The organism is Candidatus Dormiibacterota bacterium (assembly GCA_035544955.1).
GTDB lineage: Bacteria > Chloroflexota > Dormibacteria > CF-121 > CF-121 > CF-13.
Genome location: DASZZN010000051.1, coordinates 41,494 through 61,833, shown reverse-complemented (window position 1 = coordinate 61,833; position 20,340 = coordinate 41,494). Strand labels below are relative to the sequence as shown.

Here is a 20,340-nt window from a genome sequence, read left to right as displayed (position 1 = left end):
ATTGAGATCTTGAAGGTTTCCGCTACCTCGAAGCCGGTTGCCGTCGCCGGGGCGATCGCCGGCGTGGTCCGCAGCCAGAGCCGGGTCGAGGTGCAGGCCATCGGCGCCGGCGCCATCAATCAGGCGGTGAAGGCGATTGCGATCTCGCGTGGCTACGTGGCGGCCGGCGGCTTCGACCTGGTCTGCATCCCCTCGTTCATCGACATCTCTATCGACGGTGAGGAGCGGACCGGGATCCGTCTGCTGGTCGAGTCCCGCTAAACTCGGTCGATGCCTGAATCGGCCGCCCCGCCCCGCCTGCGGATTCCCGGCGCACCTCTAACCTTCGAGCCCCACGCCTTTTCGCGACCACGTCGCCATGGGCACAAACGCCCGCCGTCGGGGCAACGTTTCCATCTCTGGGTGAGCGGCTGTCAGATGAATGAGTCGGACGCGGATTATCTCTCCCAGGGCTTGACGGCCGCCGGCTTCAGCGCCGTCGCCGAGCTGGACCAGGCGGACATCGCGATCCTGGTCACCTGTTCCGTGCGCCAGAACGCCGAGCAAAAGGCCTACGGAAAATTCCGTGAGCTGAAGGCGTGGAAACGGGCTCGTCCCGGTCGCGCCATCGCGATCACCGGCTGCATGGCCAACAAGGAAAAGGACCGCCTCTACGAGCGGCTCCCCGACCTCGACTACCGGTTCGACATGCGCCAGTACGAGGCCTTCATCGAGGACATCCAGGGCGAGTACGAAACCGACCCGGCCCAAACCGGTGGGGCGGTGTTGCAGCATGGCCTGACCGCCTACGTGCCGGTGATCTTCGGCTGCAACGAGGTCTGCAGCTTCTGCATCGTGCCCTTCGTCCGAGGCACCGAGCGCAGCCGCCCGATGGCCGATGTCGTCGATGACGTGCGCCGCTTTGCCGACCAGGGCGTCCGGGAAGTCACACTGCTCGGCCAGACCGTCAACTCCTACCGCGATTCGGAGACCAAGGCCGGACTCGCACCGCTGCTGGCAGCGGTGGAGCGGGTGCCGGGCATCTGGCGGGTGCGCTTCTTGACCTCGCACCCTCGCCACGTGCACGACGACCTTCTCTTCGCCATGCGTGACCTGCCGCGGGTGTGTGAGCACCTGCATCTGCCGTTCCAATCCGGCGACGACGCGATCCTCAAGCAGATGCGCCGTCGCTACACGGTGGAGGAGTACCGGGGGATCATCGCCCACGCTCGCCATGTGATCCCGGGCCTCTCGGTATCGACCGATGTCATCGTCGGCTATCCGGGCGAAACGGAAGAGCAGTTCCAGCGGACGCTGGCCTTGCTCGAGGAGATCAAGTTCGACGTGGTCCACATCCAGGGCTTCTCACCGCGACCGCGCACGACAGCGGCCCGGCACGCGGACGATGTGGCACCACCCGAGAAGAAGCGCCGGATCAACGCTTTGCTCGAGGCGCAACGAAAGATTGCGGAGGAGGCCAACCGGCGCTGGCTAGGGAAGACGGTCGAGGTGCTGGTCGAACGGGTAGAGAACGGGGAAGCCACGGGTCGGAACCGGCAGAACCGGGTGGTCATCGGGGCGGCGCCCCTCGGCGCCGAGCCTGGTACCGTTCGCCGCGTCAGCATCGAGCACGCCACCGCCTGGCAGCTTCGAGGCCAGGTCCTCAACTAGGCCCAACCCCTGAAGCCGGTCCCCGTCCTCGAGCAGTATGAGGCGGTCAAGCGTGGGCACCCTGACGCCATCGTGCTCTTTCGCCTCGGCGATTTCTACGAAACCTTCGGCGAAGATGCCGAGCGGGCCGCGCCGATCTTAGGCATCACCCTGACGTCGCGCGAGCTCGGCAAGGGGCAGCGCTATGCCATGGCCGGCGTGCCCTACCACGCGTACGAGAGCTACGTGGGAAAGCTGCTTCGTGCCGGACTGAAGGTCGCCCTCTGCGACCAAGTCGAGTCGGCGGGCGAGGCGCGCGGGCTGGTGCGGCGCGAGGTCGTCCGGGTGTTGACGCCCGGCACGGTGGTCGAGGACGCCTACCTCGACGGCGGCGGCAGCAACTACGCAGTCGCGGTCTGCCTGCGGTCCCACTACCATGGCATTGCGGCCCTGGACTGCTCAACCGGCGAGCTCGCGTTGCTTCGGGTCGAGCCGAGCGACGACGTGCTTCGCGATGAGCTGGCCCGGCTGCGACCGGCTGAGTTGATCGCCTCGGAAGCCGACCGGTCGCGTCTGCTCCCGCTGCTCGGAGTCACGCCGGTCACCTGGGTCGATCCGCAGGACTTTGATGCTCGCGCGGCCGTCGACCGCCTACTGAACCTGCTCGGCGTCGAAACGCTAGCGGCCTTCGGTTGTGACGAATGGCCTGAAGCGCTGGCAGCCGCCCACGCCCTGCTGCGCCACACCGAGCGATCACACCTGCGATTGGAAGCCGGGCTGCTGCGGCTCCATGCCCAGCATCCACGCGCCTACATGCACCTCGACCCGCCGACCCGACGAAGCCTTGGTCTCAGCGGTGACCGCATCGCGGGGGGCGACGACCTCGTTGGCCTCATGGTCCGTGAAGCGATCACGACCATGGGTGCCCGCGAGCTCCGGCGCTGGCTCGACCAGCCGCTGCGGACGCGAGAGCCACTCGATGACCGGCTCGGCTGGGTGACCCAGCTCGTCGAGGATCCGCTGACCCGCGGCCAGCTGCAAAGTGAGCTGCGCGGTCTGCCGGATTTGGAACGGATCGTCGCCCGAACTGGGCAGGGCCTGGCGACACCGCGCGACTTGCGCGCCCTGCTCAAGGCGCTGCTGGCCTTGCCGGGCGTGCGGCGGATCGCGGCGCGCTGGCCCGATCTGACCGGCCCAACCCCCTCGCCATCAGAAGGCGAGCTCCGCGATCTCCTGGCGACGGCGCTGGTGGACGAGGTACCGGCAACCTTGAAAGACGGAGGGGTCTTCAAGCCCGGGTTCGATGCCGAGCTCGACGGTGTTCGGGATGGATCCAGGGCCGCCCGCGACTGGATCGCCGCCCTGGAACAGACCGAGCGCCAGCGGAGCGGCATCCGGTCGCTAAGGGTGGGCTTCAACCAGGTCTTCGGCTACTACATCGAAGTCAGCCACGCGAACCGGGAACCGATCCCGGGAGAGTACGTGCGCAAGCAAACGCTCGTCAACGGCGAGCGCTATGTCACACCCGAGCTCAAGGAGAAGGAGACGCTGGTCCTCAACGCGAAGAGCGCGACGGTCGCTCGGGAGCAGGTGCTCTTTAGCGAGCTCTGCCGGCGCATCACCGCCGCCGGCAAGGACCTTCTGGATACCGCCGCCTGGCTGGGGCAGCTCGATGCGGTCGCGGCGCTCGGCACCGTGGCGGCGCGTCACCGCTGGGTGCGACCGATCTTGCGCGATGAACCAGGGATCGAGATCGTCGGTGGCCGGCACCCGCTGGTCGAGGCGGCACTCGGGCCCGGGCGCTTCGTACCAAACGACCTTCGGCTCGACACGAGTGATCAGCAGGTTGTTCTGCTGAGCGGGCCGAACATGGCGGGAAAGTCGACCTACTTGCGTCAGGCCGGCATCATCGTGCTGCTGGCGCAGGTGGGCAGCTTCGTTCCGGCGACAAGTGCCGTCATCGGTCTCTGCGACCGGATCTTCACCCGGGTCGGTGCCCACGACGAACTGGCACGCGGGTTGTCCACGTTCATGGTCGAGATGGTGGAGACCGCGCACATCCTCGCCCACGCGACACCCCACAGCCTGCTGATCTTCGACGAGGTCGGCCGCGGCACGAGCACCTACGACGGCGTCAGCATCGCGCAGGCGATCCTCGAGTATCTGCACGACGCCCCGCAGCTGCACTCGCTGACGTTGTTTGCCACTCATTACCACGAGCTCACCGCTCTCGCGCAGCGCCTGCCGCGGCTCCGCAACTTCCGAATGGAGGTGCGCGAAGAGGGTGAGCGCGTTATTTTCCTGCACCAGGTCGTCGAGGGGGGTGCGGACCGCAGCTACGGCATCCAGGTCGCCGAGCTTGCCGGCATCCCACGGCAGGTGGTGGTGCGCGCGCGTCAGGTGCTCTCTGAGCTGGAGGGTCAACGTCCGCTCGAACGGCCGGATGCGAGTGCGCAGCTCAATCTGCCGCTGGATCACCCCGTGGTCGCCGAGCTCAAGCAGCTCGACCTCGAGCGGCTCTCACCGCGGGAGGCGCTGGAAAAGCTCTACGCGTGGCAGGGAGAGCATGTCTCGCACTGAGGCCGGCCTCGAGCCGGGGCGCATCACGATCCTGCCAACGGCTGTCGCCGACGGGATCGCAGCTGGGGAAGTGGTCGATCGACCCGCGGCGGTCGTCAAGGAGCTGGTGGAGAACGGGATCGATGCCGGCGCGGCCCGGATCCAGGTGAGCATCGAGGGTTCCGGGCAGCACGTGATCGAGGTCGTCGACGATGGGATGGGCATGACCCCGGTCGACCTGCCGCTCGCTTTTCGGCGGCATGCCACGAGCAAGCTCCGTTCGCTCGAGGACCTGCGAACCATCGAGACTCTTGGATTCCGTGGCGAGGCTCTGGCAAGCATTGCCGCGGTCGCGCGGGTGGAGGCGGTGAGCCGGCCGCGCGATGGGGGAGAGGGATACCGGGTGATGGTCGAAGGTGGTGCGCAGCTCGCCACGGGTCCGGTCGGGAGTCCGGCGGGGACGCGGATCAGCGTCAGCCGGCTGTTCTTCAACACGCCGGCGCGCCTCAAATTTCTCAAGCAACCCGCGACGGAGACTGCGGTCATCGTGCGCCTCGTCGGTGAGCTGGGCCTGGCGCACCCCTTCGTAGCCATCGCGCTCGCCGTCGACGGGCGGCGCGTGCTAGAAACCGCGGGAAATGGCGATCGGCGCGCCGCCTTTGCCGCCGTGTACGATGCGCCGACTGCCGCCGCGATGCTCGCCGTCGACGATGGAATGGTGCACGGCCTGATCAGTCCACCGGCCCTGCATCGCGCCAGCCGTGAGCACGTTGTGCTCCTCGTGAATGGGCGCCGAATCCACCACCGCAACCTGGCCTTCGCGGTCGAGCAGGCATACCGTGGGCTGCGCGAGCCCAATCGTTTCCCGCTGGCGGTGCTCGACGTGCGCGTCGATCCCGCCGAGGTGGACGTCAACGTCCATCCCACCAAGCGCGAAGTTCGCTTTCGGAATGAGGGCGCCATCTTCGCTGTCGTCGAGCGCGCCTGCTACCGCGCGCTGCGGCAGAGCCCCGTCTATGAGCTGCAATCCGCGACCGGCGGGCCACTGCTCGAGCTGCGTGAGACGGCCGTGCTCTCGAGCGCGCCCGTGACCCCTTACCCCGTTCGCCCAGAAGGGGAGAGGGAGATCGACAGCCCACGGCTGCCGCCAGTGGAGTACATTGGGCAGCTTCTCCGCGGCTACCTCGTCGCGGAAGCACCCGGGGCAGTGGTCCTCGTCGACCAGCATGCCGCCCACGAGCGAGTGCTCTTCGACCGCACCGTCCGTCGGCTCGAGCAGAAGCAGCCCTCGAGCCAGCTCCTGCTGATTCCGCATCTGCTCGACCTCACGCCCGGGCAGGTGGCTGCCTTCCTGGGGCACGAACCGTGGCTCCAAACCCTCGGGTTCGAGGGGGAGCGTTTCGGGCCGCACTCGATCCGGATCCTGGCCGCGCCGGCCGACATGCCGGAAGGCCGGGTCGAGCGCGTCCTGGATCTGTTACTCACCGACCTGCTGGGCGAGCGGACCCCCGACCGCCGGTTGCGCGAGACGGCAGCGCTGCTCGCCTGCCACAGTGCGGTTCGCTTCGGCGACACGATGACGCCCGAATCCGCGCGACAACTGCTGAGCTTGCTGGCGATGACCGACGATCCGATCAGTTGCCCGCACGGACGGCCGACGACGCTGATCCTGCCGGATGACCAGTTGAGGCGGCTGTTCAAACGGCCGTAGCCAGCCTGCGCGTCGTGGCGATCGTCGGGCCGACGGCCAGCGGCAAGACCGAGCTGGCGATCGGCGTGGCCGAACGGCTCAACGGTGAGCTGGTCTCGATGGACTCGCGCCAGGTGTTCCGTCACTGCGACATCGGTACCAACAAACCGACCCGGGCCGAGCTCCGCGGCCTCGCCTTGCACGGCGTCGGCGTCGTCGATCCCGATCAACCATTTACCGTCGCCGACTACCAGCGCGTGGCGGTCCAGGCCATCTCGGAGATCGCGGCTCGGGGACGTCTGCCGGTGCTGCAGGGCGGAACCGGGCTGTATCTGCGGGCCGTTCTCGACGGTTGGAACCTCGGCGACGCCCCGCCGGCCCCGGCCATTCGCGCCGCGCTCGCGCACCGCCTCGACGAGGAGGGCCCGGACGCCATCGATGCCGAGCTCCGGCGGATCGACCCCGCCGCCGCCGACCGCGCGCGGCGCAATCCGCGCCGAATGATTCGCGCGCTCGAGATTCACGCTGTTACGGGCCGGGCGCCGAGCGAGGCGCGCGAGTCGAATCCTCCGCCGTGGTCGACGACGGTCCTCGGCCTAGACGTGCCGCTCGCGGAGATCGACCAGCGGATCGAGGCGCGCGTGCACCGCATGATCGACGAGGGTTGGATCGACGAAATCCGCCGCATTAGTCGTGACTTCCCGACCGCCGACCTACGGCGCCTCGGTCACGGGTACCCGGAGATGGCCGCCTACATCGATGGCGGGCTCACGCTCGAGGCGGCACACGCCTCGACGGTGCGCCAGGTGCGCCAGTATGCCCGCCGCCAGCTGACCTGGTTCCGCGCGGACCCGCGGGTGACCTGGATTCCACCGGATCCGCAGCTCGCGATCGAGCGACTGGGCACCGGTATCATGACGGCAGAGGCGAGTTGATCCGGAATTCCAACGGCAGGCACGAGCGTGCCTATCTGATGTCGCTCGATTACGAGGACCAGGGGCTGGTCGCCGTCGAAGAGCAGATGCTCGAGCTGGGCGAACTGGCGAAGACGGCCGGCGTGGTCGTGGTCGGCACCGATACCCAGCGGCGGCAAAAGCCCGACCCCGCGCTCTTCATCGGCAAGGGCAAGGTCGAGGCGTTGCACGCGATGAAGCACGAGGCCGGATTCGACCTGCTGGTCTTCAACGAAGAGCTCTCCCCGCGTCAGCAGCGCAACCTGGAGAAAAAGCTCGACGTCAAGGTGATCGACCGCACCGAGTTGATCCTCGACATCTTCGCCCAGCGAGCGCGCACCAAGGAGGGCCGGCTGCAGGTCGAGGCGGCGCAGCTGCATCATCTATTGCCGCGCCTGCAAGGGGGTCGCGACCTCTCCGGCCTGGGCGCCGGCGTCGGCACCCGCGGCCCCGGCGAGCAGAAACTCGAGAGCGACCGACGGCGGATTCGCCACCGGATCCGTGAGCTCGACCGCGAGATCAAAGAGATCCGCAAGCAGCGGGCGCTGCGTCGCGAAGGACGCCGGCGCGTCGCGTACCCGGTGGTCGCCATCGTCGGGTACACGAACAGCGGCAAATCGACCTTGCTGCATTCGCTGACCCACGCGCAGGTCCAGGTGGAGGATGCGTTGTTCGTCACCCTCGATCCGACGACCCGCCTGGTGCGCCTGCCCAACCGGCGGGAGGTGCTCTTTACGGACACCGTCGGTTTCATCCAGAAATTACCCACCGACCTGGTGGCCGCCTTCAAGGCGACCCTCGAAGAAGTGCAGCAAGCCGACCTCTTGCTCCACGTGCTCGATGCCACACGCTACAACGGGCGCGACCAGATGGAGGCGGTGCACGAAACGCTCCAGGACCTCGGGGCGCTCGAGAAACCAAAGGTCCTCGCGCTCAACAAGGTGGATCAGTTGAGCGCGTCAGCCGTGGAGCAACTGCTGGCCCAGGACTGGTCGCCGTACCTCGCCGTGGTGCCGATTTCCGCGCTCCACAAAACCGGATTGGCACCGCTGGGCCGCGCGATCGCCCAGGCGCTGCCCGGCGAGATGATCGCGATCGAGGTCCTGCTGCCGTATACCGAGAATGCACGGCAAGCGGAATTCCACGCCCACGGTAACGTCGATACGGTCGACTACCGCGGCGACGGGGTGCTGATGCGGGGCGCCTTACCGCGCCGGCTACTGCCGAAGTTTGATCGCTTCCGCGTGCCGGGCGTGAACCGCAGCGCCTAGCCGGCGGGGCTCAGCGCAGCAGTCGGACGACCGCGACGACCTGGCCTTCGAGCTGGGCGGCCGTGCTATAGATCGGCTCGTAGGCCGCGTTCTCCGGTTGCAGTCGCACCCGGTTGGCCTCGCGGAAGAGCCGCTTGACGGTGGCCGTGGACTCGTTGGTCTGGTCGTCTTCCAGCCGGGCGACGACGATGCTGCCGCTCGGCGCATCCTTACCGGGCCGGACGACGACGAAGTCGCCGGAAAGGATGCCGACGTCTTTCATGCTGTCGCCGTGCACCTCGAGGGCGAAGGCATTATCCGAGCCGACGAGTTCCTGGCTGAGCACCAGGTGGTCTTCGACGTTTTCCTCGGCGAGGATCGGCTGGCCGGCGGCGACCCGCCCGATGAGGGGTACCGCGACCACCTTGCTAAGCTTGGCCTGCATTTCGTCGATATCGACGACTTCGATGGTGCGCGACTTGGTCGGATCCCGCCGGATATAGCCCTTGCGCTCCAGGGTGTTGAGGTGGTTCTGGACCGTCGAACTTGAGGAGAGGCCGACCGCTTCGCCGATTTCGCGAACGGTCGGCGGGTAGCTGCGGATTTTCTGTCGAAACCTGAGGTACTCCAGAATCTCCCGCTGCCTGCTGGTCAACGGTTCGGGCATAACGTCCCCTCCCTTTTGCGCCGATGTCGACGGCCAAGAGCCGATCATCTCGCACCCGGCGCCGTCCCAAGCGGCGCGTCAAGGGTGGGGGGAGAGGAGGGGTTCAGACCGCGATCACAGCATGGTAGCACAGAAATTTTCGGGTCGACATCGGTGGATTTCGCAGCAAATGCGACGTCCGACGACCCGCCGAGAATCTCCAAATCGGGGGCATCCTAGCACATCCGTTCGCCCATTGCAAACACTTGTTCGGATAGGGGATTGACGCGAACACCTGTTCGTGCTAGCGTCTTCAACGAACACATGTTCGTGCAGGACGGTGCCCGACACGCCTACCCACGACCCCAGCGCCGGCGCGGCTGGGGCCGCATCGCGGTGGTGGCCGCCGCGCTGCTGCTGGCCACCGGCCGGCTCGCCTATGGCAGTGGGCCACAGGCCACCGACCGGGTGGTGGTGGCGCCGGGCGACACGGTCTGGAGCATCGCCGCCGCCCACTACCCGGGCGATCCGCGCCCGCATGTCGAGGCCATCCTGCTCGCCAACCGGCTCCAGACGCCTCTGCTGACGCCCGGGCAGTCGCTGCAGCTGCCGCGCGAGTAGCGAGCGAACCCGCAAACTACGATGAGCACATCGCTCGTCAGTCTGGCGTCCCTGCTGCAAGCCTTTAACCCGATCACACCGCAGCTGCGGGTGGCGGCGATCATCGTGCGCCAGAACCAGATCCTGCTTACCGAACACCGCAAGCGGGGCCAGCGCTACTGGGTGCTGCCCGGCGGCCGGCTCGAGGGCCACGAGACGCTCGACGCCGCCCTGGGCCGCGAGCTCAAGGAAGAGCTCGCCCTTGAGTCACATGTCGGGCCGCTGCTGATCGTCTGCGAGAGCCTCGCGCCCGACCGCCACGTCGTCAACCTGATCTTTCAGGCAGAGATAGGGGAGGGGGCCGCGCCGGTGCTCGACTCCCGCGATCCCGTGCTCGCCGGCTGGCAATGGGTGTCGCTGGACCAGCTCCCCCGGCTGGATTTCCGGCCACCCATTGCCGAAGCCGTCCGCGCCGTCATCGCCGAAAAGTTTGCAGGTCCCGTCCCGGGTGCTAGGGGATACGTGGAAACCGGAATCGCGTTAGTCACCTCCGGTTCAGCGCGGGCCCCGCTCGTCCAGTACGGCTGCCAGGATGCCTAGACCTCGCGCCAGATTCAACGACAGTAATTGAATCTTTTACGACGTTGGCGAGAGGGAGTCGATCTCAGGCCGAAGGGGGCCGCCTCACCGCTCAGGACCCGATAGCGATCCCGCTTAGAGATGCGCCTGGATCACCTTCGCCAGGCTCGGCCCGACATCGGGCAGCGCCGAGGTAGCAAAAATGATCGTGACCAGCAGCACCATTAAGAAGGTCGCAATACGCGTGCTGATCATCCGCTCCAGGTAGGCCGGGTCGTCGATCGTCTGCCCCGGCACCACCGTCTGGGCCAGCTGGCGCATCTCGCTGACCAGCCCGTCGGCCTCGCTCGCCGCCCGCACCGTTTGCTTGATCATTGGACTCCCTCCGTAGTGGAATTCACGACGCTGGCGGCCGGCACCGCGGCCGCGAACAGCACGCCGAGCCGCTCCGCGAGCAGCTGCAGCACGAGCACTTCACTGGACGCGTAGGGGCGCGGTAGGCGGCGCGCCAGCTGGAGCGTCCCCTCGACGTCGTCGCAGCGCATCGGCGCGACCGCGATGTGGCGCAGCCCGGCCGGGACGCCGAAGAGGTCTTCTGGCCGGCGTCCCGTCAGCGGCTCGCGCATGGCCCGGCCCTCGAGCAGCGCCTCCGCGGTGCGGGTGCCGGCGAGCGGCAACCAGGTGGGCGCGTGGTCCTGCAGCGGGTCACCCTCGGCGACGATCAGCCGCATGCGGTCGCCGTTGACCCATTCGAGGTGCAGGCTCTCCGAGCGCAGCACGTCCGCGATGCCGGGGCGGATCGCCGCCAGGGCCGCCCGCTGGTCTGCCGCGTACGGCGCCGCGAGGCCCGCCAGCCGGTTCGCCTGCTCCATCGCCTCGGCTTGCTGCCGCTCGTCGTTGCGGGTCTGCAGCCGCAACAAAGTCGCGCCCATTTCGTCGCCCACGGCGCGGATCAACCCCTGGGTTGGCGGGTCCAGCTCGCGCGCGCGGCCGGCGACCGTGATCAGGCCGTTGATCCCGTCCTCGCCGGTGGTCGGTTGGATCAGCGTGCACTCCCCGAAGCTGGTGCCCGGTAGCGGGCCCTTGATGAGCATCGCCTGACCGGGATCGGTGCCCAGCGTCGGGGTAAAGGTGAACCCGGGAAGCTCGCCGTCGGTCAGTCCCGCCCAGCGGACGGCGCGGAACTCGTCGCTGCTCGCATCTTTGACCCAGAAGGCCCAGGCGCAAGTCGGCGCCAGTGCCGGTGCCTGGCCGGCCAGCTCTGCAAAGAGTCCATCCTCATCGCGCGCCCGCGCCAATCCGGAGGCCACCGCCGCTAGCGCGCCCTGTCGCCCGATCGCCGCCTGCGCCCGATCGGCGGTGCTCGTGAGGTACACCACGAGCCACATCGTCATCAGCACCAGGAAGACGTCCATGAGGATCGCCAGGGACGCGGGATGACCGGTGGCCTCGAAGGGCCACAACAGCACGAGGCCGGCGGCGAGGATCCGCGGATCGCGGAAGCGCGCGGCAAGCCGCGCAGCCCCGAAGAAGAGCAGCACATGCGCGTACGGCACATAGGCGGAGGAGAGCGCGCCGAGGGCCATGACGACCGCGAGGTCGGCGACGCCCAGCAGCACCTGGCGTGCCGGAACCGGCCGCCGGATGCGGATCAATTCCACACAAAGAAAGAGGTAGGCGACGGCGGCCAGCCCGGCACTGTAGCGGACCGAGATCGGGATGCTGGGGACGGCGACGACGGCCGCCGCAACGCTGAAGACGGCAACCCAGAGCATCAAGCTGAAGACGGCGTCGCCACGCACCAGCGCGGGCAGAGCCGCGTGCCAGGTCTTCACTTCTCGGGTGAGGGCGACCCCGCTCCAGCCAAGCGTGTCCCGCCAGCTCGGCAAGGGCCGGCGCCATCCTGCCGCCAACGGCTGGACAGTGGGGCGCGAGGATTGCCTGGCTTTGAGACGCGCCAGATCGAGTTCGCCCAGGGGAGCCGTTTCCACCAGCCCCCAGTCTGTGGCGGAAAGGCTGCGGTTACGTCGAAGGGCTGGCCACAACCTGTGGCGAGCGAGCGGCGAAACCTTACAAATGGTGTAACGACGACCCGAGATGAGAGCGGGCTGGCCGGGTTGGCTTTTAAGCTAATTGGGATGGCCCTCTCCCCTCTTCTCCGTGCCTGGACCTCTACCCCGCTCCGCTCCCGCGTCACCGGCGTCGATGCGGACACACTCCGACGCTGGCTGGCGGACCTGCCGCCGCCGGTTGGCTACGGAGTGAGCGTCCGGCCGCTCCGCTACCGGCAGGCTCCCCACCTGGCCGCATTCTGCTGGTACGACGACCGGCTGATCGAGCTGCAGGTGCCCGAACCGTTTCGCACCTGGGACGAGAAGGTCTACTACCGGGCCCGCCGCAAGCCCGGGCGGCGGCTCGCGTTTCGGTGGTTCAGCCGAACGATCCGATTCCGCACGCGGCGCGAGGTGCTGCGCTTCCTCTATTGCCACGAGTTCTATCACTGGTATCTGCGCGAGGTCCGCGGCGGAAAGGGCGCCGCGGAAACCGCCTGCGACCGGTTTGCGCTGGCCTACTTTCGGGCTCGCAATCGGGGCGTGGAATGGACGAGCATCCTGCCGGGCTATGCACTCGTCGCCCGCCGGCCGTTGAAGCCCGCAGCCTAAGGCAAGAAATGGGAGCAACGCTCAAGCGGCCGTCCGCCCTGATCCCGCTGGCAATGTCGATCGCCGCGCTCAGTCTCGTCCTCGGTCACATCGCGATCTACGGCGTGGCGCGCCAGGCGGACGAGGGGGCCGCGGCGCATATCTGGCAGTTGCTGATGGCGGGGCAAATCCCCGTCATCGCGGTCTTCGCCACCAGGTGGTTACCGAGAACGCCAGGACCGGCGCTGCTCGTCCTCGGATTGCAGGCCGTCGCCGTTCTGGCGGCGGCTGCCCCGGTCTTCCTCCTTAACCTCTAGCCCTGAACGAGCTCGATGACGTTATTGTCCGCGTCTCTTACCCAAGCAACCAGCTTGCCACCACCGACGTCCTTGACCGCTTGTTGAACCTGTGCACCGGCGTCCACGAAGGATTGCAGGCTTTCTTGATGTCCGTAACCGGCCAGTAGGGCAGCGGCCTTACTCGCCGACCCGGACTACCTTGGCCGTCTCGACCTCGAGATCCTCAACAGCTGAAGCGCGTCAGCTAGGCGGTGGCTCCAACTCCGCCTTCACCCGAGGTAGGAGCGCGCACTGAGGATCGAGCTCGGTAGCCTGCTCCAGTAAAGTTCTGGCGCGATCGCGGTCACCCTCTCGCCATTTGCCAATGGCGAGGATCGCGGTCACCTCCGCGACGCCCCGTCTGTCCTCGTCGTCGCCTCCATGAGCCTCGAGGATTTCAACACCCTCCCGAGTGCGACCATCCTCAATCAGCGCAAGGGCGAGAGTACTCTGGAAGGCTCTCTTGTCAGATGCGCCGGCTACCGCCTCCTCGGCGAGGACCAGGGATTCTGCGAACAGGCTCCGGTCGCCCATCAGGAGATTGACCCACGCAAGGTTGTTCGCATACGCTGCTCGCTCGAATGGTGTGGTGGCGTTAGGCCGAAGCAACGAGTAGTCAGCACGGGCGTCCGCATATCGAGCGGCCCATATTCGCGACACCGCCCGCTCATTCCACAGCGATAGCAGTGGTTTCGTGAATCTCCCGATCGGCTCTTCCGACAATTCAGGGGTTCGCAACGAGGCGATGACCCGATCGAGCTGCTGCCTGCTGGTACGGCTCCCCAGAATGGCTCCCCCCAACCCTCCTCCTGCCCGCACCGCCTGTACTAATGCAGACGTGTCGACCGCGACACCCGTTTGAGGCGCCAGAAATGTCTTCCTCAGCTCGATGCGCAGTCCGTCCGTCATAGGAGCTGCCGCGCCCGCCTCCGATGCTGGTGCCCGGGTCAGGCGCGCCCGCACCGTCTCGCTCGTGATGCCGAGCTCCGTCAAAACACGCGCACCCAGACTCCCTGTCTGCCCGAGAATTCCCAGCAGCACGTATTCGCTGCCAAAGGACTGCGCCCCAAGTTCGGCCGCTTCGCGCGCGCTTGCTATCAATGCCGACTCGGCCGTGACGCTGAGGTTCTCGAGCGCTAGATCCGCATAACCTAAAAATCGTGAAGAGTCAGAAATTCCCTGAGCCAAGAACTCTGCGACTCGCTTTCGCGTTCGTTCGAGATTCACGCCCGACCGCGCGAGAACGAGCGCACCGTTTCCGTTGGCTTCCAGCAGAATCCCTACAAGGAGGTGCTCGGTCCCAACGTAGCTCCTCCCAGTTCGCTGCTTCTCCTCGAAGGCGTTCTCGATCACGCGCTTGGTCCCCGATGTTGGAACTGCCTGATGCCTGCCAGTTGGGCTCCCCTCCAGCGGTTCCCGGCTCAGCATCTCGCGCGCGGCGTCGATCTCGAGGCCGAATCCAGCCAGAATCTTCGAGGCCAGGCCATCGGCCTCACGGAGCAGACCCAGAAGAAGATGCGAAGTCCCGATGGCAGGCTGTTGCATCCGCTCGGCCTCGTCCTGGGTGAGATTCAGCACCCGCCTCGCGGGCACGGAGAACCACTCGAACGGATACTTCATCCGGTGAGACGTGCGCCTCGCCGACCGCAGACGGGTCTTCAGGACCGTGATCAGCGCAGCCCAGCTCGAACCGCCTTCTTTGCTCACCGCCGCCAATCTAAACGCTGCCGACACCCTGGCCTTGCCTTGAGTTCCTGAACTACGCAAGTCCGCGCAACGGAGTTATACTAACCCGCGTAATGCCAGCACGCGTAAAGGCAGCGACCTCCGCCACCAACCCATTCCGCTTCGGGCGGATCGTCTCCGGCGACGCCTTTACCGACCGGGAGGCCGACCTGATGGTGCTCGAGCGCGAGCTACGCGGCGGTCAGAGCATTCTGATCGAGGCGCCCCGCCGCTTCGGCAAGACCTCGCTCATTCTGGAGGTGAAGCGACGTCTGGAGGCGGGCGGCATCCCGGTCGCCTACCTGGACTGCATGCTGGTCCCCTCTCGCGCCCGGCTAGCGGACCGACTCGCGTCGGCGTACCTGGATGCGTTCAAGAACCCGGCGCAGCGCGCCGAAGACTGGGTCGTCCAGCACCTCAAAGCGTTTCGCGTCCGGCCGACTTTGACGCTCGACAGCGACGGAAAGGCATCGCTGTCGTTCGAGGCCGGCAGCGCCGGCATCCCCAACCTCGATGCGCTCCTCGAGCAGATTTTTCAAGAGCCCGAGGTGATCTCCCGCGAGGGCAAGAAGAAGCGCGTCGTCGTCATCCTCGATGAGTTCCAGGATCTCATGGAATTGGGCGTCACGCTCCTGCGGCAGCTGCGCGCCGTCATCCAGCATCAGCAACATGTGTCGTACGCCCTCCTCGGATCGCGCCAGGCGTTGCTCCGCCGAGCCGTGCACGAGCGCAGCGCGCCGCTGCTGAAGATGGCCCGCCCATATCCCCTCGGCCCGCTGCCGCGCGAAGAATTCGCCAGCTTTTTGATGGGGCGCTTCAAGGCCAGTGGCCGGCCGCTGCCGAAGGACGCCATCTACGCCCTCATCGACTTCACCGGGGCGCATCCCAATGACACCCAGGAGGCGGCGCACTTTCTCTGGGAAGTAGCCCTCCTCCCCCTCTCCACCAAGGAGCTGGTCTCGACGGCCATCTCGCGGGTGCTCGATGCCGAGGCCGCGCAGATGACGGTGCTCTGGCACGACTCGGCTCCGGCTCAGCGCAACCTCCTCGTGGCGCTGGTCGAGTGGGGTGGTCGCAACATTTACCGCGAGGACTACCGGCGCCACGCGAACCTCGGTCCGGCGACCACCGTGCAGCGCGCCATCCAGACCCTGATCGACCGGGAGCTCGTGGACCTGGAGCCGAGCGGCGCCTACGTGATCAAAGAGCGCTTCTTCGAGGAATGGATCCGGCGACGGATCATTCGCGGGGAGCTCTAGTCCCCCACCCTACCCTCCCCCGCGAGCGGGGGAGGGAAAAATTTCCCGCTACCGGGCAGGAAAATGAGGCGGAGGGAGAATCTGCCTAGACTTTCGCCGCGGGTTGCTCGGAGAGAATCGCCTGAATCTCGGCCTTCGCTCGGGCGATGACGTCGCGGATGCGGCGCTGCTGCTCGGGATTCGGCCAGCGGTTGCGGGCCTCGGTCGCCACGGAGCGGCCCAGGTCGCGCATGTCGTTGCGCAGGTCGTGCATCATCCGGTGCGCATTCGGGCCCCACTCGGCGCCCCAGCGCTCCTTCATGCGGCTGAAGACCTCGTCGACCTGCGGACGGCGCTCGGTCATGAACGCGCGACCCGCGTCCGTGATGCTGTAGATCTTGCGGCCGTCCTCCTGGACGGAGCTGACGTAGGCCATGTCCTCGAGCATCTGGAGGGTTGGGTAGACGGCGCCCGGGCTGGGGGCGTAGAACCCGCCGAAGCGCTCCTCGAGGGCCTTGATCAGCTCGTACCCGTGGGCGGGCTTGTCCTTGAGCTGGTCGAGGATGACGTACTTGAGGTCGCCGCGCTCGAACATCTGGCGGCGGAACTGGTCGAAACGGAACTCACGGCGTGACCACATGGGGAAATCCTCCTATTCTTGACGCACTATCACGATATATCGCGATATTAAGCCTACAGCTCGGCAGATGTCAAACGGGAATTGACGGGACGACGGAGTCGAAGCCGTAGAATTCGCGCAGCAGCGTGCCCACCGTCTCCACCACGTCCCCGACGCAGGCACCTCCGGTGGCGAGCGCCCTCGCCGAGCGGGTGCGCGGCTTCCTCGAGGCGTGCGAGATCGATCGCAACCTCAGCCCGCTGACGATCCGCCAGTACGACCACTACCTCAATAACCTGCTCGGCTGGCTCGGCCGGGAGGAGCCGGAGGTCAAGGACCTGCCCGACCTCACGACCGAGGTGGTCCGCCGCTACAAGCTCGCGCTCGCCCGCCACGTCAACGCGCACACCGGTCGTCCCCTGACACGGGCCACCCAGACCTATTTCCTGATCGCGCTCCGCTCGATGCTGCGCTACTGGACCCGGCAGGGCCTGGAGGTGCTCGCGCCAGACCGGATCGAGCTTGGCAAGGCCGCCTCGCGCTCGCTGAAGTTCCTAGACGCGGACCAGCTGCGCCGCCTGCTCGCCGCCCCGGACGTCAACGACCTACGGGGCCTGCGGGACCGCGCGCTGCTCGAGACTTTCTTCAGCACCGGGTTGCGGCTCGCCGAACTGGCGCGCCTGGATCGCGACCACATCAACTTGAAGACCCGCGAATTCGGGGTCATCGGCAAAGGGCGAAAGCCGCGCGTCGTCTTCCTCAGCGATGCCGCGAGCGATGCGCTGGTCCGCTACCTGCAGACGCGCCACGATCGGTGGAAACCGGTGTTCATCCGGATGAAGGGCGCCGTGGACCAGACGCCGGGCGGTGCTGGCATGCGGATGTCGACCCGCTCGATCGAGCGAGCGGTGCAGAAGTACGTGCGGGTCGCCGGGCTGGGGGTGAAGGCGACACCGCACACCTTGCGCCACTCCTTCGCCACCGACCTGCTCTCCAACGGCGCGGACCTGCGCGCCGTCCAGGAGCTACTCGGGCACGCGAATCTCAACACCACGCAGATCTACACCCATGTGACGAATCCCCAGCTGCGCGCCGCGCATCGCAAGTTCCACAGCGGAAATCGCGAGTGACGCTGCTAGCATCAATACGAAATGATTGCCGCCCGACGACGACTCGCCTCCACGACGCTTGATTACTATCCGCTGAGTCGACTCGCGGAGGCAGGCTTCGGCGACCCGACCGGGCTCCCGATCACGGTCAAGATCCTGCTGGAGGGTCTGTTGCGTGTAGAAGAGGCCGGTCGCGTGGACGAGACCAGCCTGCGTGCTCTCAGCCGATGGCCGGAGGCGCCGCCCCCCGGGGCCGAGGTGCCCTATCTCCCCTCTCGGGTGTTGCTCCAGGATTTCACCGGCGTGCCGGCGGTGCTGGACCTGGCCGCGATGCGATCGGCGATGCAGCGTGCTGGCAAGGATGCCGGACGGATCGACCCGCTCGTCCAGGCCGACCTGGTCATCGACCACTCCGTCCAGGTCGACGCCTTCGGGTCGTTGGGATCCTATGCCCGCAACATCGAGCGCGAATACGAGCGGAACGGCGAACGCTACGCCCTCCTGCGCTGGGCCCAGCAGGCGTTTCACAACTTCAGTGTCGTCCCGCCCGGGATGGGCATCTGCCACCAGGTCAACCTCGAACGGCTGAGCCGCGTCGTCCAGGTGCGCAAGGACGCCAAGGGAAGTTACGCGCTGCCCGACACGTTGCTCGGGACCGACTCGCACACGACCATGGTCAACGGGTTGGGCGTGCTCGGCTGGGGCGTGGGCGGCATCGAGGCGGAGGCCGCGCTGCTCGGACAGCCGACCTACCTCCCGACACCGGTGGTCCTCGGTGTGCGCATGACCGGGGCGTTGCGGCCAGGCGCAACCGCGACCGACCTGGTCCTGACGCTGACCGAGATGCTCCGCAAGCACGGCGTGGTGAATAAATTTGTCGAGTTCTGCGGCGCCGGCCTCTCCAGTCTGTCCGTGCCTGACCGCGCGACTCTCTCCAACATGTGCCCGGAGTACGGCGCCACGGCTTCCCTCTTCCCCGTCGACCAGCAGACGCTGCGCTACCTGGAGACGACCGGGCGGGATCGCCAGTTGATCGACCTCGTCGAGCGCTACACGCGCGAGCAGGGCATGTTCCGCACCGACGAGTCCCCGACGCCCGTCTTCGACGAGCTTCTCGACCTCGACCTCAAGGCCGTCGAGCCCAGCGTCGCGGGACCGAAGCGGCCCCAGGATCGCGTGGCACTCCCCAACGTCTGGCAGAGCTTCAAGACCGCCTTCGCGATGGACGATCATCCGGGAAACAACGACCTGGCCCGCTTCGACAACGAGGGCGGTGTCGCGGAGGCCGCGGGCGAGCCTCAGCACGCCACCGCCGTCAAAGCCCGTCCGGCCCAACAGGTGCGCAACGGCTCGGTCGTGATCGCGGCCATCACCAGCTGCACCAACACCTCGAACCCCTCGGTAATGGTGGCCGCCGGCTTGCTGGCCAAACGCGCCGTCGAGCGCGGGCTGCGCGTTTCGCCCACGGTCAAGACCAGCCTGGCCCCGGGATCGCGCGTCGTTACCGACTATCTCAAGGCGGCCGGCTTGATGCCCTACCTGGAGCAGCTCGGCTTCTACCTGGTTGGCTACGGCTGCACGACCTGCATCGGCAACAGCGGTCCCCTCGCCAGCGCCGAGGTCGAGGCCGCCGTCGAGAAGGAGAAACTCAACGTGGTCGCCGTCCTCAGCGGGAACCGCAACTTCGAGGGCCGCATCCATCCGTTGGTCCGCGCCAGCTATCTCGCCTCACCGCCGCTGGTCGTCGCCTATGCGCTCGCCGGGGACATCCGCCGCAACCTGGCCACCGACCCGCTGGGAACCGACACGAACGGCAAGGACGTCTTCCTGCGAGAGCTCTGGCCCTCCGCCGAAGAGGTCAACGAAGCGATCCGGACCTCGCTCAAGGTCGAGATGTTCACCCGGGAATACGAGCGCATCTTCGATGGCGATGAGAACTGGCAACGGATGTCGGCGCCAACCGGACCCTCCTACGAGTGGGATCCGACCTCGACATACGTCCGCGAGCCTCCCTTCTTCGACGGCATCAACGCCAAACCGCTACCGCTGACCGACATCGTCGGGGCACGGGCGCTCGTCATCCTTGGCAACTCGATCACGACCGACCACATCTCGCCCGCGGGAAGCATCCCGCCCGACAGCCCGGCCGGCCGCTACCTGGTCGAGCATGCCGTCGAGCGCAGCGAGTTCAACAGCTACGGGGCCCGGCGCGGCAACCACGAGGTCCTGGTGCGCGGCACGTTCGGCAACATCCGGCTGCGCAATCTGCTCACCTCGCGGGAGGGCTTCTGGACGACGCACCTCCCGGACGCGCAAGAGATGACGATTTTCGAGGCGGCCGAGCGCTACCGCGCCGAGGGCGTGCCTCTGGTCGCATTCGCCGGCAAGGAGTATGGATCGGGAAGCTCGCGCGATTGGGCGGCCAAAGGGCCGCTCCTGCTCGGGATTCGTGCGGTGATCGCCGAAAGCTTCGAGCGCATCCACCGCAGCAACCTGGTTGGGATGGGCATTCTGCCGCTGGAGTTCCTGCCGGGCGAATCGCTACAGTCGCTCGGCCTGAGCGGCAAGGAGGCCTTTGCGATCCGGGGGCTGGCTGCCGGGCTGAAGCCGGGGCAGCGCATCCAGGTCGAGGCCGCCGGCGACTCGGGCGCCCGACAACGGTTCACGGTGGTCTGCCGGCTCGACAACCAAACCGACGTCGAGTACCTGCGCCATGGCGGGGTTCTGCCGATGGTGCTGCGCCAGCTGATGGCGGCCTGACCG

General features: G+C 67.0%; 18 protein-coding genes. 13 read left to right on the top strand and 5 right to left on the bottom strand.

Features of this window, described 5'->3' with window-relative positions; all coding sequences use genetic code 11:
- The 6 genes from VHK65_18390 to hflX are packed head-to-tail and all read left to right on the top strand — an operon-like array spanning position 1 to position 8,102.
- A complete protein-coding gene (locus VHK65_18390) occupies positions 1 to 261 on the top strand; it encodes a stage V sporulation protein S (protein HVS08120.1) in 261 nt (86 codons plus the stop codon).
- A gap of 9 nt (positions 262 to 270) precedes the next feature.
- Positions 271 to 1,650, top strand: a complete 1,380-nt coding sequence (gene miaB / locus VHK65_18385; GenBank protein ID HVS08119.1) for a tRNA (N6-isopentenyl adenosine(37)-C2)-methylthiotransferase MiaB — start codon at positions 271 to 273, stop codon at positions 1,648 to 1,650.
- Between the two features lie 9 nt (positions 1,651 to 1,659).
- Complete coding sequence (gene mutS, locus VHK65_18380; GenBank protein ID HVS08118.1) at positions 1,660 to 4,209, top strand: DNA mismatch repair protein MutS; 2,550 nt, start codon at positions 1,660 to 1,662, stop codon at positions 4,207 to 4,209.
- Complete coding sequence (mutL, locus tag VHK65_18375) at positions 4,196 to 5,899, top strand: DNA mismatch repair endonuclease MutL (protein ID HVS08117.1); 1,704 nt, start codon at positions 4,196 to 4,198, stop codon at positions 5,897 to 5,899. Before mutS ends, mutL begins: the two co-directional genes overlap by 14 nt.
- Before the next feature lie 14 nt (positions 5,900 to 5,913).
- Positions 5,914 to 6,813, top strand: coding sequence for a tRNA (adenosine(37)-N6)-dimethylallyltransferase MiaA (miaA, locus tag VHK65_18370; protein ID HVS08116.1), 900 nt, complete (start codon positions 5,914 to 5,916; stop codon positions 6,811 to 6,813).
- A gap of 38 nt (positions 6,814 to 6,851) precedes the next feature.
- Entirely contained in the window at positions 6,852 to 8,102 is a 1,251-nt protein-coding gene (gene hflX / locus VHK65_18365) for a GTPase HflX (GenBank protein HVS08115.1), read from the top strand.
- A 10-nt stretch (positions 8,103 to 8,112) separates the two neighbouring features.
- On the opposite strand, the gene lexA is transcribed toward hflX, so the two are convergent.
- The gene (lexA, locus tag VHK65_18360) at positions 8,113 to 8,748 is read right to left on the bottom strand and encodes a transcriptional repressor LexA (protein HVS08114.1); all 636 of its coding nucleotides are present in this window, start codon (positions 8,746 to 8,748) and stop codon (positions 8,113 to 8,115) included.
- 261 nt (positions 8,749 to 9,009) lie between these two features.
- Here lexA and VHK65_18355 point away from each other — a divergent pair, with 261 nt between their 5' ends.
- Together VHK65_18355 and VHK65_18350 are read left to right on the top strand one after the other, a co-directional pair.
- A complete protein-coding gene (locus VHK65_18355) occupies positions 9,010 to 9,348 on the top strand; it encodes a LysM peptidoglycan-binding domain-containing protein (GenBank protein HVS08113.1) in 339 nt (112 codons plus the stop codon).
- Positions 9,349 to 9,369: 21 nt separating this feature from the next.
- Positions 9,370 to 9,927, top strand: coding sequence for an NUDIX domain-containing protein (locus tag VHK65_18350; protein HVS08112.1), 558 nt, complete (start codon positions 9,370 to 9,372; stop codon positions 9,925 to 9,927).
- 114 nt (positions 9,928 to 10,041) lie between these two features.
- On the opposite strand, the gene VHK65_18345 is transcribed toward VHK65_18350, so the two are convergent.
- Positions 10,042 to 10,281 (bottom strand): hypothetical protein, encoded by a 240-nt coding sequence (locus VHK65_18345; protein HVS08111.1) that lies wholly within the window; start codon positions 10,279 to 10,281, stop codon positions 10,042 to 10,044.
- Positions 10,278 to 11,897 (bottom strand): hypothetical protein, encoded by a 1,620-nt coding sequence (locus tag VHK65_18340; GenBank protein ID HVS08110.1) that lies wholly within the window; start codon positions 11,895 to 11,897, stop codon positions 10,278 to 10,280. The genes VHK65_18345 and VHK65_18340 overlap by 4 nt, the downstream gene beginning before the upstream one ends.
- Before the next feature lie 147 nt (positions 11,898 to 12,044).
- Here VHK65_18340 and VHK65_18335 point away from each other — a divergent pair, with 147 nt between their 5' ends.
- Together VHK65_18335 and VHK65_18330 are read left to right on the top strand one after the other, a co-directional pair.
- Entirely contained in the window at positions 12,045 to 12,569 is a 525-nt protein-coding gene (locus VHK65_18335; protein HVS08109.1) for a hypothetical protein, read from the top strand.
- A gap of 8 nt (positions 12,570 to 12,577) precedes the next feature.
- Complete coding sequence (locus tag VHK65_18330; protein HVS08108.1) at positions 12,578 to 12,865, top strand: hypothetical protein; 288 nt, start codon at positions 12,578 to 12,580, stop codon at positions 12,863 to 12,865.
- Positions 12,866 to 13,087: 222 nt separating this feature from the next.
- Here the strand turns inward: VHK65_18330 and VHK65_18325 are convergent, their stop codons facing one another.
- A complete protein-coding gene (locus VHK65_18325) occupies positions 13,088 to 14,593 on the bottom strand; it encodes a Clp protease N-terminal domain-containing protein (protein HVS08107.1) in 1,506 nt (501 codons plus the stop codon).
- A 92-nt stretch (positions 14,594 to 14,685) separates the two neighbouring features.
- On the opposite strand from VHK65_18325, the gene VHK65_18320 reads away from it, so the two are divergent.
- Entirely contained in the window at positions 14,686 to 15,870 is a 1,185-nt protein-coding gene (locus VHK65_18320; protein HVS08106.1) for an ATP-binding protein, read from the top strand.
- A gap of 85 nt (positions 15,871 to 15,955) precedes the next feature.
- On the opposite strand, the gene VHK65_18315 is transcribed toward VHK65_18320, so the two are convergent.
- The gene (locus tag VHK65_18315; protein ID HVS08105.1) at positions 15,956 to 16,489 is read right to left on the bottom strand and encodes a PadR family transcriptional regulator; all 534 of its coding nucleotides are present in this window, start codon (positions 16,487 to 16,489) and stop codon (positions 15,956 to 15,958) included.
- Positions 16,490 to 16,614: 125 nt separating this feature from the next.
- Here VHK65_18315 and VHK65_18310 point away from each other — a divergent pair, with 125 nt between their 5' ends.
- On the top strand, positions 16,615 to 17,598 hold the full coding sequence (locus VHK65_18310) for a tyrosine-type recombinase/integrase (GenBank protein HVS08104.1): 984 nt from the start codon (positions 16,615 to 16,617) through the stop codon (positions 17,596 to 17,598).
- A gap of 21 nt (positions 17,599 to 17,619) precedes the next feature.
- Positions 17,620 to 20,337 carry an aconitate hydratase AcnA gene (acnA, locus tag VHK65_18305; GenBank protein HVS08103.1) on the top strand — a complete coding sequence of 906 codons (2,718 nt, stop codon included), beginning with the start codon at positions 17,620 to 17,622 and terminating at the stop codon, positions 20,335 to 20,337.
- The last annotated feature ends 3 nt before the right edge of the window (positions 20,338 to 20,340 follow it).